Raw genomic sequence first — 16,427 nt, forward strand, 5'->3', positions numbered from 1 at the left:
GCTTGCGCCCGCTGCAGCCGGTCGGCGGCCCGGCGAAGGTCGTTCTGGGCCTGAGCTTCTTCGTGCTGTTCGTGGCGGCCTGGGCCGCCGCGACGCTCGGCGGGCTGGTGCCCAGGACCTTCCTGGCCGACCCCATCACCATGGTGCAGGACGGCTGGCTGCTGCTGACCCGGTTCGACTTCCTGTCGGATATCGGCATCACGGTGTACCGGGTGGTCGGCGGCTTCCTGCTCGCCTCCCTGATCGCGGTGCCGCTCGGCGTGATGATGGGGGCCTACAAGCCGGTCGAGGCGTTCTTCGAGCCCTTCGTCTCCTTCGCCCGCTACCTGCCGGCCTCCGCCTTCGTGCCGCTCCTGATCCTGTGGGCCGGCATCGGCGAGACGCAGAAGCTGCTCGTCATCTTCATCGGCTCGGTGTTCCAGCTGATCCTGATGATCGCGGTGGCGGTCGGCCAGGTCCGGCGCGACCTCGTCGAGGCGGCCTACACGCTCGGGGCCAGCGACGCCGGCATCATCCGCCGGGTGCTCATCCCGGCGACCGCCCCGGAGATCGCCGAGATCCTGCGCCTCGTGCTCGGCTGGGCCTGGACCTACGTCATCGTCGCCGAGCTGATCGGCTCGTCCTCGGGCATCGGCCACATGATCATCGAGAGCCAGGCCCTGCTCGCCACCGGCCAGATCATCTTCGGCATCATCGTCATCGGGCTGATCGGCCTCGTCTCGGACTTCCTGTTCAAGGCGGCCAACCGGCTCCTGTTTCCCTGGAAGCTCGCCTGATGCGGGACACCGTCGAGGTCGCGGTCGAGGGCGTGGCGCGGGTCTTTCCCGGCCACCGCGGCGGGAAGCCCGTCCAGGCCCTCTCCCCCACGGACCTCACCGTCGCCAAGAACGACTTCATCACCATCCTGGGGCCCTCGGGATGCGGGAAGTCGACGCTCCTGCGCATCATCGCCGGGCTCGACCGGCCGAGCGCCGGCCGCGTCCTGGTCGCGGGCCGCGAGGTCCGCGGGCCCGGCCCCGACCGGGGCATGGTGTTCCAGTCCTACACCCTGTTTCCCTGGCTCACGATCGCGGAGAATATCGGCTTCGGCCTGCGCGAGCGCGGGGTGCCGGTGGCTCAGCGCCGCGAGATCGTCGCGGCCTACATCGACAAGGTGGGCTTGCGCGGCTTCGAGGGGCATTACCCCAAGCAGCTTTCCGGCGGCATGCAGCAGCGCACCGCCATCGCCCGGGCGCTCGCCAACGACCCCGCCATCCTGCTCCTCGACGAGCCCTTCGGGGCGCTCGACAACCAGACCCGCGGGCTGATGCAGGAACTGCTGCTCGGCATCTGGGAGCGCGAGCGCAAGACCGTGATCTTCGTCACCCACGACATCGAGGAGGCGATCTTCATGGCCTCGCGGGTGATCGTGATGACGGCCCGGCCCGGGCGGATCAAGGCCGACGTCCCGGTCGATCTCGGCCATCCGCGTCACTACACCCTCAAGACCAGTCCCGACTTCTCGCGGCTGAAGGCGCAGCTCACCGAGGAGATCCGGGCCGAGGCGGTGCTGGCGGCGACGGCGCATTGAGGACATTTTCGGCGATTCGTTTCGGCCTCCGTTCCTCTAACCCGCGACCTCATCCTGAGGTGTTGGCGATCGAAGATCGCACGCGATCGAAGATCGATTGACCTCGAAGGAAGGCTCCAGAGGCCTCTCCGATTCCTGGAGCCCTCCTTCGAGGCTCCCGTTGGTCGCACCTCAGAATGAGGTCGCAGATGGGGTTCAGGCATCGCGAAATCCGCTGCCCCCCGCTCGAATCCCCGGTCCCATGAACTAACTGTCCCTGGCTCGAACCCAGGTCCCGCCCCCGCGGCGGCGATCGGTCAGGAGGACAGCATGAAGGCCTTCGTCGTCCGACAACCCGGCGGCCTCGACCGTCTGGAGATCGCCGAGCGGCCCGATCCCGGCCAGCCCGGCCCCGGCGAGGTCCGGGTCGCGATCCGGGCGACCTCGCTCAACTTCCACGACCTGATCGTGGCGAGCGGGCGCTCGCCGGCCGAGGACGGCCGCATCCTGATGTCGGACGGGGCCGGCACCGTCGAGGCGGTCGGTGCGGGCGTCACCGACTTCGCCCCGGGCGATCGGGTCGTCTCCTGCTTCTTCCCGCATTGGACCGACGGGCTGCCGCAGGCGCCGGTCGGCAACTTCGCTCGCGTGCCGGGCGACGGCGTCGACGGTTTCGCGCTGACCCACGCAGTCCGTCCCGTCGGCGCCTTCACGCAGGCGCCCCGCGGCTGGAGCTTTGCGGAATCCGCCACCATCACCACCGCGGGGCTCACGGCCTGGCGGGCGCTCGTCGGCGACGGTGGGATCAAGGCCGGCGACACGGTGCTGGCGCTCGGCACCGGCGGCGTCTCGATCGCCGCGCTCCAGATCGCCAAGGCGATGGGGGCGGCGGTGATCGTCACCTCCTCCTCCGACGCCAAGCTCGAGCGGGTGCGGGCGCTCGGCGCCGACCACACGATCAACTACCGCACCCATCCCGACTGGGGCCGCCAGGTGCGCGACTGGACCGGGGGTGTCGGCGTCGACCACGTCGTCGAGGTCGGCGGGCCCGGGACCCTGGCGCAGTCGATCGAGGCGGTCCGGGTCGGCGGCCACATCGCGCTGATCGGCGTGCTCACCGGGCGGGCCGGCGAGGTGCCGACCTCCGCGCTGATGGCCAAGCAGGCCCGGCTTCAGGGTCTGATCGTCGGCAGCCGGCGCCAGCAGCAGGACTACGTCGCGGCCCTCGACCGGACCGGGATCCGCCCGGTGATCGATCGCACCTACGCCTTCGCGGAACTGCCCGAGGCCTTCCGCCACCAGGAGAGCGGGAGCCATTTCGGCAAGCTCTGCGTCGCCTGGTAGTCTTGCGTCGCCTGGTAGTCCTGGGCGTCTCATAAGGGCCTGCGGCGCCCGGCCGTACCCCCGGCCGCGCATTCCCGCGCTCGACGGCGCTGCGGCATCCGGGATATGGGCTTGTCATGAACGGAATCGTGGTGGTCGGCACCGGCCAGGCCGGCTTTCAGCTCGGGGCCTCCCTGCGGGAGAACGGCTATGCCGGCCCGGTGACCCTGGTCGGCGACGAGCCGGGCCTGCCCTACGGCCGCCCGCCCCTGTCGAAGGCCTACATGCTCGGCAAGACCGACGCGGCCGGCCTGTCGCTGCGGCCGGAGGCCTACTTCGCCGAGCACCGGCTGAGCGTGCGCGGCGGCGAGCGGGCGGCGGCCATCGACCGCGCCGGCCGCCTCCTCCTCCTCGCCTCGGGCGAGACCCTGCCCTACGACCACCTCGTCCTGGCGGCGGGTGCGCGCAACCGCCCGCTGCCGGTTCCGGGCGCCGACCTGCCCGGTGTCCACCAGCTGCGCACGCTCGCGGAGGCCGACGCCCTCAAGGCGGCGCTCGCCGGGGCGAGTGCGGTCGCGGTGGTGGGGGCGGGCTTCATCGGGCTCGAATTCGCGGCGGTCTGCGCCCAGGCCGGGATCGCCGTCACGGTGATCGAGGGGCTGGACCGTCCCCTCGCCCGGGCGGTCTCCGCCGACATGGCGGCGCTGATCGAGGCCGCGCACGTCGCGGCCGGGGTGCGGTTCCTGTTCGGCAGCGCGGTCTCGCGCATCGTCGGGCCGGAGCGCGCCCGCGCCGTCGCGCTGGCGGACGGGCGCGAGGTCGCCGCCGACCTGGTTCTCGTCGGCATCGGGGTGATCCCCAACGACGCGCTGGCGGCCTCGGCAGGCCTGCGGGTCGAGAACGGGGTCGCGGTCGACGCGATGCTCGCCACCGAGGATCCCGCCATCTCGGCGATCGGCGACTGCGCCAGCTTCCCCTCGCCGCATGCCGACGGCGCCCGGGTGCGGATCGAATCGGTGCAGAACGCCGTCGACGGCGCCCGCTGCCTCGCCGCCCGCCTCGCCGGCCGGCCCGCCGCCTTCACGGCGGTGCCGTGGTTCTGGAGCGACCAGGGCCCGCTCAAGCTCCAGATCGCCGGCCTGTCCCGGCCGCAGGACGAGGCGGTGCGCCGGGAGGCACCCGGCCCGGGCGTCTCGGTCTTCCGCTATCGGGACGGGCGGCTGACGAGCGTCGAATCGCTCAACCGCCCGGCCGACCACATGGTCGCCCGGCGCCTGCTCCAGGCCGGCCGGGGCCCGACGCCCGACCAGGCGGCAGATCCCGGCTTCGACCTCAAGGCGCTGGCGCTGGGGTGAGGCGCCCCGATGCGGCGCCCCGGACCCCCGCCCCTACCGGTCGTTCTCGGTCGTGAGCTCGCTCGGCGGGATGCCCTTGTCGGGCGCGTCGTCCGGGCGCAGCCGGGCGTCGGGGGCCGCGCCCCCGATCAGCTCCACGCCCGCGGCGAGGAGGGCGCCGCGGATCGCGGTGCGCTGCTGGGGCGAGGGCGGGTACTGGCCCGCCTCGAACTGCCGGATGCTCTGCGCGTCGACGTTGGCGCGCAGGGCCAGGTCGTCCTCCGACCAGCCGAGCAGGTCCCGCCCCCGGCGCAGCTGCGCCGCCGTGATGTCGTCTCCGCCGTTCACTGACTCTCGTCCCCCGCCTGGTGTGGGCCTGCCGCGCCGCCGCGCATCGGCGCCGCGCCGTCCTGGCTAACGGCGCGGCCCCGCTTTCGTTGCCACACCGGCAAGCTTTCGCGAGACCTGCCACATTACCGCCAAGCTTGCCGCATAAATGCAACAGTCGTCGGCAAGATGCCGATGCGGGCCATCCGCGCCGGCGGCCGGGGTTGCAGGCGTGCGGGGCCCTCTCTACGGTTCGCGACCAACATGACAATGCAATGGGGAATGCGATGAAGGCGATGCAGGTTGCGCTGGCCGCCGGTGCCGTCGCGCTGTTGGCGTCCGCCACGCAGGCTTCGGCCCAGAACATGATGGGCTACGGCCAGAAGAACCGCGACAAGGCGGCACAGCCGCAATACATCCCGCCGATGAAGGCGCAGGAAAAGGTCTTTCCGCTCGATTCGACCTGGACCGCGGTCAGCCTCAACGGCAAGCCCTTCGCCGGGGCCGACCGGCCGAGCTTCATCATCGACAAGCAGTACCGCGCCCGCGGTTTCGGCGGCTGCAACACCTTCGCGGCGACCGCCTTCCCGCTCAAGGAGCAGCACCTCGCGGTCGGCCCGCTGGCGCTGACCAAGCGCAGCTGTGACAAGACGGTCGGCGCCTCCGAGATGCAGTTCTTCACCGCCCTGCGCACCTCGGGCCAGTGGGACCTCGTCGGCTCGCAGCTGGTGATCAAGAGCCAGGCCGGCGAGCTGCGCTTCGACCGCGCGCTCTGAGAATCATCCTTTCGCCGCATGTCACGACGGCCCCGCCCCTCGGCGGGGCCGTTCGCGCATGGGAAGGCCGCCGGAAACGATTTACCTCCGTGGTCCAGTGCTTTAAGGCGCTCTCGTCCGTCCGGCGCGACGGTCCGGGCCTCGGCTCCCGCCGCAGGCGCGGCACCGATGCGGCCTAAACCAGAAGAGCGGATGCGAGGAGGAACCGGGATGCGGTCGATGTCGAGGAGAATGCTGCTCGCGGCGGCGATGCTGGGGAGCAGCCTGACCGGCGCGCTGGCGCAGGACAAGACCCCGGTGAAGCTCGGCGCGATCGAGATCCTGACCGGTCCGAACAGCCGCTACGGCATCGCCATCCAGCGCGGCTTCGACCTCGCGCTCGCCGACATCAACAAGGCCGGCGGCGTGCTCGGCGGCCGGCCGCTGGCCCTCGCCTACGAGGATTCGGCCGGCGCCAAGGAGCAGGCGCTCAACGCCGCCCGCAAGCTGATCGGCCGCGACAAGGTCCCGCTGATCCTGGGGCCCACCCTGTCGAACGAGATGTTCGCCGCCGGTCCCGTCGCCAACGAGCGCAAGGTGCCGATCGTCGGCACCTCGACCACCGCCAACGGCATCACAGCGATCGGCCCCTACGTCTTCCGCACCTCGCTGCCGGAATCCGACGTCATCCCGGTCACGCTCAAGACCGCGCAGACGAAGTTCGGCATCAAGCGCGTCGCCGTGATGTACGGCAACGACGACGCCTTCACCAAGTCGGCCTACGACGTGATGAAGGCCTCGCTCGAGAAGCTCGGCATCGAGACGCTGACCACCGAGACCTTCGGCTCGAAGGATTCGGACTTTTCCGCCCAGCTCACCAAGATCAAGGCGCTGAACCCCGACGCGATCGTGCTGTCGGCGCTGGTCGAGGCGGCCTCGGGCATCGAGCTCCAGGCGCGCCAGCTCGGCATCCCCGACAAGGTGTTCTTCATCGGCGGCAACGGCCTGAACTCGCCCAAGCTCGGCGACATCGCCGGCAAGGCGGCGGACGGCACGCTGGTCGGCAGCCCGTGGTTCATCGGCAAGCCGGACGCGGCCAACCAGGCCTTCGTCAACGCCTTCAAGGACAAGTACGGCGGCGACCAGCCCGACCAGTTCGCGGCCCAGGCCTACGACACCCTGTTCATCGTCGCCAAGGCGATCGATGCGGCCGGCGCGCCCGATTCCGAGAAGATCAAGGACGCGCTGATCAAGGTGAAGCACACCGGCGTGATGGGCCCGTTCTCGTTCTCCGACACCCGCGACCCGGCCGATACCTCCGGCGTGGTGGTGCTGGTGATGAAGGGCGGCAAGTTCCAGCTGCTGCAGTAATCGGCTCCGGTCGCTCGATCATCCAAGGATAGAGCAGGGGATCCCCTCTCCCGTGTGGGAGAGGGGTAGGGGTGAGGGTGGTGCGCTTCAGTGTGAAACGAAGAGCGTCGTGCTGGCAGCGGAACAGTCAGAACCTGACTCAGGACCGTAGCACCCTCACCCCTGACCCCTCTCCCACACGGGAGAGGGGGAACCGCGCTTTACCTTCTGAGCGGTGCTCTGCCGCCCTCCCCCACCGATTGACCCGCCGCGCGATATCGGCCACGTCGCACCCTCGTCATCCTGTTCGGCCCTGAGGCCGGACCGCAGCGGGCGCCGGGCGCCCATCGAACTCCCGACAGCCCCATGCTTGAGCAGCAGCTCGTCAACGGCGTCGTGCTCGGCGCGACCTATGCCCTCTTCGCCATCGGCTTCACGCTGATGTTCGGGGTGATGGGCGTCATCAACCTCACCTACGGGGTCTACTTCGCGCTCGGCGCCTTCGCGGCGCTCTGGAGCACGCAAGGGCTCGGCCTGCCGATCTGGGCGGCTCTCCCCGTCGGCGCGCTGATCGCGGGCCTCGTCGCGGTCGTCCTCGACACGCTGCTCCTCACCCGCCTGCGCAAGGCCAAGGCGCCCGAGCTCTCGTCCCTGATGGTGACGCTGGGCGCCACGCTCTTCCTCTATGCCGGCATGGCGGCGGCGCTCGGCACCGAGATCCGGCGCTTCCCCGCCGAGGTGTTCTCGGGCGGCGCCTACAGCCTCGGCGACGTTCGGGTCGGCACGACCCAGATCCTGATCCTCGCCGCCGCCATCGTGCTGATGCTGGCGCTGCTGGCGCTGGTGCGCGGCTCGCGGATCGGGCTCGCGATCCGGGCGGTGGCCGAGAACCCGGACGCCGCCGCCTTGATGGGCATCAACGGCGCCCTGATGCTGCGGGTGGTGTCGTTCCTGTCCGGCGCCATCGGGGGCGCGGCGGGCGTGCTCGTCGGGCTCAACTTCAACGCCATCCAGCCCTTCATGGGCGAGCACATGATGCTGCGGGGCTTTGCCGTCATCATCGTGGGCGGCCTCGGCGACCTGCGCGGCGCGCTCCTCGCCGGCCTCATCCTCGGCCTCGCCGAGGTGCTCACCGCCGCCTACCTCTCCTCGACCCTCAAGGACATGATCGCCTTCGCGCTCCTCGTCGCCACCCTGTGGTTCCGTCCGCTCGGCCTGTTCGGCCGCGCCGCCGCCAAGCGGGCCTAATCGTCATGTGGGAAGCCCTCGACGACTTCTACTGGACCTACCAGAGCCTGATCCACGCGATCGGCGTGAACGGCATCCTGGCGCTGTCGGTCTACGTCGTGCTGGCGGTGGGCCAGCTCTCGCTCGGCCAGGCCGCCTTCATGGGCGTCGGTGCCTATACCGGTGCGCTCCTCTCGGTGAAGTTCGGCGTACCGTTCGGCGTCGCCATGCTGGCCTCGGCCGTGGTGCCGGCCCTGCTGGCGCTGGTCGTCGGCGGGCCGACGCTCCGGCTCACCGGCGTCTACCTCGCCATCGCGACGATCGGGCTCGGCGAGATCACCCGCATCGTCTTCCTCAACTGGGACTATGCCGGCGGGGCGCTCGGCCTCTCCAGCATCCCGGAGCGCGGCGGCGTCGTGGCGATCTACGGCACGCTCGTCGTGCTGCTCGTCGGCCTGACGCTGGTGGCGCGCTCCCGCGTCGGCCGCGCCATGGAGGCGATGCGCGAGGACGAGGCGGCGGCCGGCGTGATGGGCGTGAACCTGCCGCGCTACCGGCTGGTGGCGCTGGTCGTGTCCTCGGCGATGGCCGGGGTGGCGGGCTGCCTCTCGGCCCACGTCTCCTCGTTCATCGGCCCCAACGAGTACGGGTTCGAGGCCGCGGTGACGATCCTGAGCTACGCGCTGCTGGGCGGCATCGGCTCGCCCCTGGCGCCGGTGCTGGGCTCGACCATCCTGACCCTGCTGCCCGAGGTGCTGCGCCCGCTGGCCGATTTCCGCCTGATGGTGAACGGCCTGATCATCGTGCTCGCCGTCCTCTTCATGCCGCGGGGCATCCTGCCCTGGCGCATCGCCCGGACCGGCTGACGATCATGGCACTGCTCACCGTCCAGGGTCTCACCCGCCGCTTCCAGGGGCTCGTCGCGGTCGATTCGGTCGACTTCGCGGTCCAGCCCGGCACCGTCCACGGCCTGATCGGCCCGAACGGCGCCGGCAAGACCACCCTGTTCAACCTCGTCTCCGGCGTGCTCGCTCCCAGCGCCGGCAGCGTGCGCCTCGGCGACCAGCCCCTCGACGGGTTGGCGCCCTACCGGCGCACGGCGCTGGGCTTGGCCCGCACGTTCCAGAACATCCGCATCTTCTCCGAGATGACGGTGCTGGAGAACGTGATGACGGGCCTGCACACGCGCCTGTCCTCGACCTGGGGCATCCTCTTGCGCGGGCCCGGCTTCCGCGCCGAGGAGCGCCAGGCCAAAGCGAAGGCACGCGACCTCCTGGCCTTCGTCGGCCTGTCGGAGGCGGCGAACGCACGCGCCGGCGACCTTCCCTACGGCGACCAGCGCCGGCTCGAGATCGCCCGGGCGCTCGCCTGCGAGCCGCGCCTCGTCCTCCTCGACGAGCCCGCCGCCGGCATGAACCCGGCCGAGACCCACGCTCTCCTCGGCCTCCTGCGGCGCCTGCGCGACGAGCGCGGCCTGACCCTGCTGCTCGTCGAGCACGACATGCCCCTGGTGATGAGCCTGTGCGACCGGCTGACGGTCCTGAATTTCGGCCGGCGGATCGCCGACGGCACGCCGGCCGAGGTGCGCGCCCACCCGGCGGTGATCGAGGCCTATCTCGGCACCGGCAGCCACGAGGTCAGCGTGAGCCGGGGAGCGGTCTCGTGAGCGAACTTCTGGCGGTCGAGGGCCTGCGCCTCGGCTACGGCCGGGCCGACGTGGTCCACGGCATCGGCCTGACGGTGCGGCGCGGCAGCATCGTGTCGCTGATCGGCTCGAACGGCGCCGGCAAGACCACGATCCTGCGCAGCCTGTCGGGCCTGATGAAGCCCAGGTCCGGCCGGGTGCTGTTCGGCGACGAATCCCCCGTCGACATCGCCGGCGAGGCGGCCCACCGCATCGCGCGCCGCGGCATCGTCCAGGTGCCGGAGGGCCGCCAGGTCTTCGCCAACATGACGGTGGCGGAGAACCTGCGGCTCGGCGCCTACCACGTCCCGGGCCCCGAGGCCGCGCGACGCCAGGCGGCGGTCGAGGCGCGGTTCCCGCGGCTCGCCGAGCGGCTGCGCCAGCAGGCGGGCTACCTGTCGGGCGGCGAGCAGCAGATGCTGGCGATGGGCCGCGCGCTGATGGCCGAGCCGGTGCTGCTGCTGCTGGACGAGCCCTCGATGGGCCTCGCCCCCCTCATCGTCGACGAGATCTTCTCCATCATCGCCTCGCTGCGGGCCGAGGGGCGCACGATCCTGCTCGTCGAGCAGAATGCCAGCGCGGCGCTCGCCATCGCCGATTACGCCTACGTGCTCGAGACCGGCCGCATCCGCCTCCAGGGCCAGGCGGCGGAGATCGCCCGCAACCCGGAGGTGACGGCGGCGTATCTCGGGGTGTGAGGGCCTTGCGCCCTCACGCCGGCTTCCGAGCTCACTGCCACACCCCCGCCTTGCGCGCCTTGGCGTTCGCTTCCGCCGCCTGCAATTCCTGCGGGGCGCCCGGTGCGGCGCGTCCGCCGCCGTTGAACAGCACCACCTCGGACAGGTCCTGCTCGCCGGTGCGGCAGCGGTAGAGATCCGGGCCGCCGACCGGCTGGCACGTCACCTCGCGCCGGCGCAGGTACTGGCGGAACTCCCGGGCGTAGCTTCCGCCCTGGCCATCGACGCCGACGAGGCGCACCGCCTGCCCGTCGAGGCGCAGTCGCCCGGTATCGATCACCCGCGGCACGCCGCTGAGGCTCTGGGCCGTGCGCTCGCCGGGATTCTGCCAGGCCGGACGGGCGGAACTGCGGGCCGTGCTCCCGGTCTCGCGCGCGGTCTCGCGCGCTTCGGGGGCGGGCGGGGCCGGGTGGGCCTTGGCCCATTGCGCCGCCACGTCCTGGAACAGCGCCTCGGGCCCGTCGCCGGCACCGTTCTCGGCCGCGCTGCTCGACACGATCGTGCCGACGAGGAGGTCGCCGATCATGCCGACGAACAGGCCGTCCCGGCTCGCCGGGTCGTCGGCGCCCTCGGGAGGACGGGCCAGGCCGGCGAGCAGCGCCAGGAGGGCGGTGCGCCGCTCCGCCGCCGGCGCCGGGCCGGCGACGACGCGGTCGTAGACCGGGCGGCCGTCCCGGCCGAGATGGCGCAGGCTCGCGCTCGCCGCCCGCCGTACCTCCGGCGTGTCGCGCAGCGGCGCCCCGCCGGCGACCGCCGCCCGCACCGAGCCGTCGGGCCCGAGGATCAGGAGGCTCGCCCGCGCGCCGCCGCGGCCGGCGGCCTCGAGGCGGCGCTCCACCGCAGCCTCGGCCATCGCCTGGAGATCGTGCTCGAGGGTGGTGCGGATCACCGCGTCCCGCGGCGCCTCGGGGCCGAGGCGGTCGGCCGCCTCCGCCAGGACGAGGTCGGGGACGCCGCTGCGGGTCAACGGGGTGGTGCCCACGGGGGCGAGCCCGTCGAGGGTGCGCCCCGCCTCCGCGGCCCGGGCGGCCGACAGGTCGCCCCGCATCACCATGCCGTCGAGGACGTCGCGGGCGAGCGCCCGGACCGCCGTCACGTCGCGGTCGGGCTGCAGGGCGGGCGCCCGGGTGAGCGCGGCGAGATACGCCGCCTCCGCGGTGCCGAGGGCGGCCGCCTCCTTGCCGAACAGGGCGTGGGCGGCGGCGTCGAGGCCGGTCAGGCCGGGGCCGAAGCGGGCGAGGTCGAGCGCCCGGGCGAGGATCCGCGTCCGGTCCTCCCCGGCCTGGAGACGCAGCACCAGCATCGCCTCGCGCACCCGGTCGGCGAGGCTGCGCGCCTCGCCCGGCGCGGCGCCGACGAGGTCGCGGCGCACGAGCCGCTGGGTCAGGCGCGGGCTGCCGGTCCGCGGGCCGTCGCTGATCGTGTCGCGAAAGGCCTGGCCGATCACCGCGGCGATCCCCGCCGCATCGAGCCGGTAGGTGTCGTCGAACCACGGGTCCTGCGCGGCGAGAAAAGCCGCCCGCATCGCCGGGGCCACGGCCTCGACGGGAAGGTCTCGCCCGCGGGCGGTGCCGCGCCGGGCGATCGGCGTGCCGTCCTCCGCCTGCACGGTGACCGTGCGGGTCGTGAGCGCCGGGCCCGACAGGGGCGGCAGGGTCGCGGCGCACCAGGCCAGGAACAGGACGGCGAGGCCGGCGGTCCCCAGCGCCGCGAGGCCGAGAGCGCGCCCCCAGGGCAGCGCCGAGGCCCGCCGCGCCGCGCCGGCGGCGCGGACCGCGAGGGGGTGGGCGCCCAGGCGATCGCTCACGCGCGCGGTCGTTTCCCGCCAGGCCGGTGCGACCCGGCGCATCGGCACGGCGGCGGCGGCCAGGACCGGCGAGAGGGCCGCCCGTCCGGCCCGCGCCGCGCCGGACCGGGCCCGGGCGAGCCGGTCGGAAACCTCGCGCTGCGCGGTCGAGAGGCGGGAGGGAGCGGGCGGGGCCGCGGCTTCGGGCTTCGGGCTGGCGAGGTCGAGCCAATCCCGCCCGGACTGCGTCGTCATCGGCTCCGCCACCATCCTGCCTGATCGTCTCCGGGACTCAGCCCATCCCGCTCCGGCCGCACGCGAGCGGCCGGAGACGCGGAACGGCTACGGTCCGGCAGAAACGTCGGCTCCGGCGAAACGGTTCCGGTAACCGTACTCGCGCGCCGCACGCGCGCGAGAATGCCCGCGCGTGGAGACGCAGTCCGCGCCGTGTCAGACCCGGGATCGTCAAGTCTTGCGATCTAAACTTGGCCTTTTGGAGGGCGAGATCACGTCGGGGGTAGAGAAGATCCGGAACGATAATCTGGAGTCGGCGTTTTGAACCATCTTCGCAGCGCCGCCGCATCGCGATGCCGGCGCACAGGGAGGCAAACGAACATGAACAGACTGACCGTTGGACTGGCCGCGCTGCTGCTCAGCACCTCGGCATTCGCCCAGACTGCCGGCCCCGGCGCCGGCGGCGCCCCCGGCCGCGGCGGCGAGATGAACCAGTCCGGCCCCAACGCCGGCGGCTCCAAGGCCGGTCCCGGCGCCCAGGCCCGCGGCGAGATGGGCAAGTCCGAGATCGGCAAGTCCGAAGCGGGCAAATCCGAGTCCGGCAAGGGCGGCATGGACAAGGCCGAGGCCGCCCGTCCGGGCGCCGGCCGCGACGGCATGGACAAGGCCGACAGGCGCGGCGACACGGCCGACCGCAAGGGCGGCATGGACCGCGACGGAACCCGCGACCGGGCCGAGCGCGGACCCGAGGGCCGCGACGCCCGCCGGGCGATGGACGAGCGCCGCGACGGCGACCGCCGGGCGGACCGCCGCGGCGACCGGGCCGAGCGGTTCGAGCACCGCGAGGGCCGGGCCGGCTTCCGCAGCGAGGCCCGCGAGGATCGCATCGCCACCGTCGGCGGTCGCCGCTACGTGACGATCTCGGGCCAGCGCGTGCTGTACGGTTCGCCCGAGTACCGTCGCCTCGTCGTGGTCGAGCGGCGCGAGAACCGCGTCGTGCGTCCCGGCCGGGTCGAGTTCGTGACGCTCCAGGGCCGCCGGGTGCGGGTCGGCTCGCCCGAGTACCGCCGCCTCGTCATCCGCGAGCGGAGCGGGCCGGGCCGGTACGTGATGGTCCGCGGTCAGCGGGTGATCTACGGCTCGCCGGAATACCGCCGCCTGATCGTGTCCGAGCGCACCGGCACCGAGCGCTACGTCACGATCTCGGGCCAGCGCGTGCTCTACGGCTCGCCCGAGTACCGCCGCCTGGTGGTGAGCGAGCGCAGCAGCGTCACCGGCAGCGTGCGCGGCCGCGACCGCGTCGACGTGCGGAGCGGCGAGCGCCGCGAGGACCGGCTGAGCCGCAGCGAGGAGCGCCGCAACGGCACCGTCGACCGCGAGATGTCGCGCGGCGAGATGAAGGACGGCCAGGATCGCCGCGACAAGGACCGCCGCGAGATGGGCGAGCGCAAAGGCGCCCGGCCGGAGCAGGCCGCGGGCAACCAGCCCGGCCGCAACGGGGCCGAGCGTGGCATGGCCAAGGACGGCATGGCCAAGGACCGCACGGCCAAGGACGGCATGAACGAGCGTCAGGCCGGCGAGCGCCAGATGGGCAACCGCGGCGCCGGTCCGGACACCACCGGCAGCACCCAGCGCGGCGGCGCCCGTCCGGGCGGGCAGCCTGAAGGCGGCAAGCCGGCCGGTGCCGGCCAGCCGGGCGCGGGCGGCCGGATGTAATCCGCGGACGCAAAGCCCACCCCCGCCACACCATGAAGGCCGGTCCCGGATCACCCCGGGGCCGGCCTTCGCGCGTGCGCGACGGCCGCCGGCCCCGACCCGTCGCCGCCGTTCCCCGGTCGGTCCTCGCGCGTGCGGGCCGCCCGCCGGGGTTGCGGCAATGGAGCGCCCGTCCGCCGGCGCGATTGTATCGGTCCGGGTCATGCGCTACCGCCGACGGGCCCCGCCGCCCCTTTCCCGCCCGTTTGGCGCCGCAAGGTGGCGCGCCGCGGCCGACCACCGGGCGATTGGCGGGGCCGATGCCCGGGAGGACCAGGATGCCGATGCGTGCCCCGATCCCCGGCCCGGGCGAGCCCCGCGCCCCCACCGCCCTGCCCGGCCGGCTCGCCCCGGCCGTCGCCCCCACCCCTCCCAGCCGAGCAGATTCGACGCGCAGATGCTGAAAACCGCCATCGTCGCGGCGCGCGACCGCCAGCGCCTCCAGGAAATCGCCGGCATCCTCATCGGCTTCGGCGTCAACAAGGTCGTCGACCGCCTCGGCCTTAGGGCGATCCCGCGGCTCGCCTGGCGCAGTGCCCCCGCCGTCGACCTCGCGCGCCTGTCCCAGCCCGAGCGCCTGCGCCGGGCGATCGAGGCCCTGGGTCCCACCTTCATCAAGCTCGGACAGGTGCTGGCGAGCCGCGCCGACCTGCTCGCGCCGCAATGGACGGAAGAACTCGGCAAGCTGCACGACAAGGTCGCGCCGCTGCCCTGGGAGGTGATCCGGCCCCAGCTCGAGGCCGATCTCGGGGCCCCGCCGGCCGAGATCTTTTCGGAATTTGACACCAACCCGATCGCCTCGGCGTCGATCGCCCAGGTCTACCGCGCCCGGCTCGAGACCGGCGAGGAGGTGATCGTCAAGGTCCGGCGCCCGGGGCTCCAGAAGATCATCGAGGCCGACCTGCGGCTCCTGTCGCACGCCTCGCGCATCGTCGAGACCGAGTGGCCCGAGATGGCCCGCTACCGGCCGACCGAGCAGATGCGCCACATCGCCAACGGCCTGCGCGAGGAGCTCGACCTCGCCAACGAGGGCCGCAACTGCGAGATGCTGGCGGCGCTCTTCCCCGACCGCGACGACGTCGTGTTCCCGAAGGTCTACTGGGAATACACCTCCGAGCGGGTGCTGGTGCAGGAGTTCATCCACGGCATCCCGCCGACGGACACCAAGCGCCTGGAGGAGGCCGGGCTCGACCGCAAGGTCCTGGCCCAGCGCGGCGTCGACGCCTTCCTGCAGATGGCGATGATCGAGGGCCTCTTTCACGCCGACCCGCATCCGGGCAACCTTTTGGCGATGCCGGGCAACCGGATCGCCTTCATCGATTTCGGCATCGTCGGCCGGCTGTCGCAGCGCCGCCGCTCGCAGCTCCTGATGCTGATCGGCGCGATGCTGCAGGAGGATGCCGACGGGCTGATGGCGGTGCTGCTCGACTGGACCGGCGCCAGCAACCCGGACCTGACCAAGCTCGAGGCGGCCTCGCAATCCTTCGTCACCCGCCACAACGGCGCGACGCTCAATCTCGGCCTCGTGCTCACCGACTTCATGACCATGGCGCGCGAGAACGACCTCGCGATGCCGACCGACCTCGCGATCCTGTTCAAGGGCCTCGTCACCGCCGACGGCGTGATGCGCCAGCTCGATCCCGCCTTCGACCTGTTCGCGGCGGCCGGCCCGACCGTCAGCCGCCACATGCGAGCGCAGTTCTCGGTCAAGGACATCAAGGGCAAGTTCCAGGGCCTGGCGACCGGCCTCTACGGCGCCGCCTCCGAGCTGCCGACGCTGATCCACCTGATGCTGGTGCGGCTCAAGCAGGGCCGGGTCACGGTCGAGATCGAGCTCAAGGGCATGGACAAGCTGACCCGCGGCATCGAGCGCGCCGCCGCCCGGGTCGCGGTCGGCCTCGTGGTGGCGGCCTTCGCCACCCAGCTCGCGCCCCGCCTGATGGAGCACGGCACCCCGGCCTTCGCCACCATCGGCATCCTGGTGCTGACGATCGGGATCGGCTGGATCCTGCTCCTCGCCCGCAACCGCTGAGACGGAAAGGGGCCGTCCCTGCGGACGCCCCTTTCCTCTCTCTTCTCCGGCTCCGTCGCGCTCAGGCGGCGAGGCGGCGGTTGCGCTTGCGGGCGTGCAGGTCCTGCGCCGCCCGGGTGGCGTGGCGCGGGCTGCGGAAGATCCGGCCCTCGAGGGTGTGGAAGTCCGGGTGGGCGGAGAAGAAGCGGAAGCCGTCGGTCTCGGGAACGACGATTCCGGCCGAGGTCTCGCCGACCTCGACGATGCGGGCGGGCTGCATGGCAACAATCTCCGGTCGCGGCCGCCGCTCGGGCGCCGCGCAAAAGGTCTCGCGAAACGGGTGATGCAGGGATCG

At 72.5% G+C, this 16,427-nt stretch carries 15 protein-coding genes; 12 read left to right on the forward strand and 3 right to left on the reverse strand.

The genetic code is table 11. From position 1 onward, the window contains the following. The first annotated feature begins 2 nt into the window (after window positions 1–2). From BMX97_RS21360 to BMX97_RS21375, 4 genes are all read left to right on the forward strand, one after another. Window positions 3–776 (forward strand): ABC transporter permease, encoded by a 774-nt coding sequence (locus BMX97_RS21360; RefSeq protein WP_091753332.1) that lies wholly within the window; start codon window positions 3–5, stop codon window positions 774–776. Beyond that, the gene (locus tag BMX97_RS21365; RefSeq protein WP_091753276.1) at window positions 776–1,570 is read left to right on the forward strand and encodes an ABC transporter ATP-binding protein; all 795 of its coding nucleotides are present in this window, start codon (window positions 776–778) and stop codon (window positions 1,568–1,570) included. The genes BMX97_RS21360 and BMX97_RS21365 overlap by 1 nt, the downstream gene beginning before the upstream one ends. Window positions 1,571–1,879: 309 nt before the next feature. Next, the gene (locus BMX97_RS21370; protein WP_091753277.1) at window positions 1,880–2,893 is read left to right on the forward strand and encodes a zinc-dependent alcohol dehydrogenase family protein; all 1,014 of its coding nucleotides are present in this window, start codon (window positions 1,880–1,882) and stop codon (window positions 2,891–2,893) included. Window positions 2,894–3,009: 116 nt separating this feature from the next. Next, window positions 3,010–4,227: an NAD(P)/FAD-dependent oxidoreductase gene (locus BMX97_RS21375; protein WP_091753278.1), complete on the forward strand. Its 1,218-nt coding sequence runs from the start codon at window positions 3,010–3,012 to the stop codon at window positions 4,225–4,227. A gap of 33 nt (window positions 4,228–4,260) precedes the next feature. On the opposite strand, the gene BMX97_RS21380 is transcribed toward BMX97_RS21375, so the two are convergent. Then, complete coding sequence (locus tag BMX97_RS21380) at window positions 4,261–4,554, reverse strand: helix-turn-helix domain-containing protein (protein WP_091753279.1); 294 nt, start codon at window positions 4,552–4,554, stop codon at window positions 4,261–4,263. A 266-nt stretch (window positions 4,555–4,820) separates the two neighbouring features. Between BMX97_RS21380 and BMX97_RS21385 the strand changes: the two genes are divergently transcribed. The 6 genes from BMX97_RS21385 to BMX97_RS21410 all read left to right on the forward strand — a co-directional run bounded on the left by BMX97_RS21385 (window position 4,821) and on the right by BMX97_RS21410 (window position 10,247). Next, a complete protein-coding gene (locus BMX97_RS21385) occupies window positions 4,821–5,309 on the forward strand; it encodes an META domain-containing protein (RefSeq protein WP_091753333.1) in 489 nt (162 codons plus the stop codon). 219 nt (window positions 5,310–5,528) lie between these two features. Beyond that, window positions 5,529–6,659: an ABC transporter substrate-binding protein gene (locus BMX97_RS21390; protein ID WP_244533473.1), complete on the forward strand. Its 1,131-nt coding sequence runs from the start codon at window positions 5,529–5,531 to the stop codon at window positions 6,657–6,659. Between the two features lie 345 nt (window positions 6,660–7,004). Continuing rightward, on the forward strand, window positions 7,005–7,886 hold the full coding sequence (locus BMX97_RS21395) for a branched-chain amino acid ABC transporter permease (RefSeq protein ID WP_060846255.1): 882 nt from the start codon (window positions 7,005–7,007) through the stop codon (window positions 7,884–7,886). A 5-nt stretch (window positions 7,887–7,891) separates the two neighbouring features. Further along, entirely contained in the window at window positions 7,892–8,731 is an 840-nt protein-coding gene (locus BMX97_RS21400; RefSeq protein WP_091753280.1) for a branched-chain amino acid ABC transporter permease, read from the forward strand. A 5-nt stretch (window positions 8,732–8,736) separates the two neighbouring features. Beyond that, entirely contained in the window at window positions 8,737–9,531 is a 795-nt protein-coding gene (locus BMX97_RS21405) for an ABC transporter ATP-binding protein (protein ID WP_091753281.1), read from the forward strand. Further along, a complete protein-coding gene (locus BMX97_RS21410; RefSeq protein ID WP_091753282.1) occupies window positions 9,528–10,247 on the forward strand; it encodes an ABC transporter ATP-binding protein in 720 nt (239 codons plus the stop codon). Before BMX97_RS21405 ends, BMX97_RS21410 begins: the two co-directional genes overlap by 4 nt. A gap of 31 nt (window positions 10,248–10,278) precedes the next feature. On the opposite strand, the gene BMX97_RS21415 is transcribed toward BMX97_RS21410, so the two are convergent. Next, a complete protein-coding gene (locus BMX97_RS21415) occupies window positions 10,279–12,327 on the reverse strand; it encodes a transglycosylase domain-containing protein (RefSeq protein ID WP_244538569.1) in 2,049 nt (682 codons plus the stop codon). Window positions 12,328–12,687: 360 nt separating this feature from the next. Between BMX97_RS21415 and BMX97_RS21420 the strand changes: the two genes are divergently transcribed. Both BMX97_RS21420 and BMX97_RS21425 read left to right on the forward strand, forming a co-directional pair. Beyond that, window positions 12,688–14,022: a hypothetical protein gene (locus BMX97_RS21420; RefSeq protein WP_091753284.1), complete on the forward strand. Its 1,335-nt coding sequence runs from the start codon at window positions 12,688–12,690 to the stop codon at window positions 14,020–14,022. Between the two features lie 436 nt (window positions 14,023–14,458). Then, a complete protein-coding gene (locus tag BMX97_RS21425) occupies window positions 14,459–16,093 on the forward strand; it encodes an ABC1 kinase family protein (protein ID WP_091753285.1) in 1,635 nt (544 codons plus the stop codon). A 61-nt stretch (window positions 16,094–16,154) separates the two neighbouring features. Here the strand turns inward: BMX97_RS21425 and BMX97_RS21430 are convergent, their stop codons facing one another. Then, window positions 16,155–16,352 carry a hypothetical protein gene (locus BMX97_RS21430; protein WP_060846261.1) on the reverse strand — a complete coding sequence of 66 codons (198 nt, stop codon included), beginning with the start codon at window positions 16,350–16,352 and terminating at the stop codon, window positions 16,155–16,157. Window positions 16,353–16,427: the final 75 nt, after the last annotated feature.

Source organism: Methylobacterium sp. ap11 (assembly GCF_900110515.1).
Classification (GTDB): domain Bacteria; phylum Pseudomonadota; class Alphaproteobacteria; order Rhizobiales; family Beijerinckiaceae; genus Methylobacterium; species Methylobacterium ajmalii.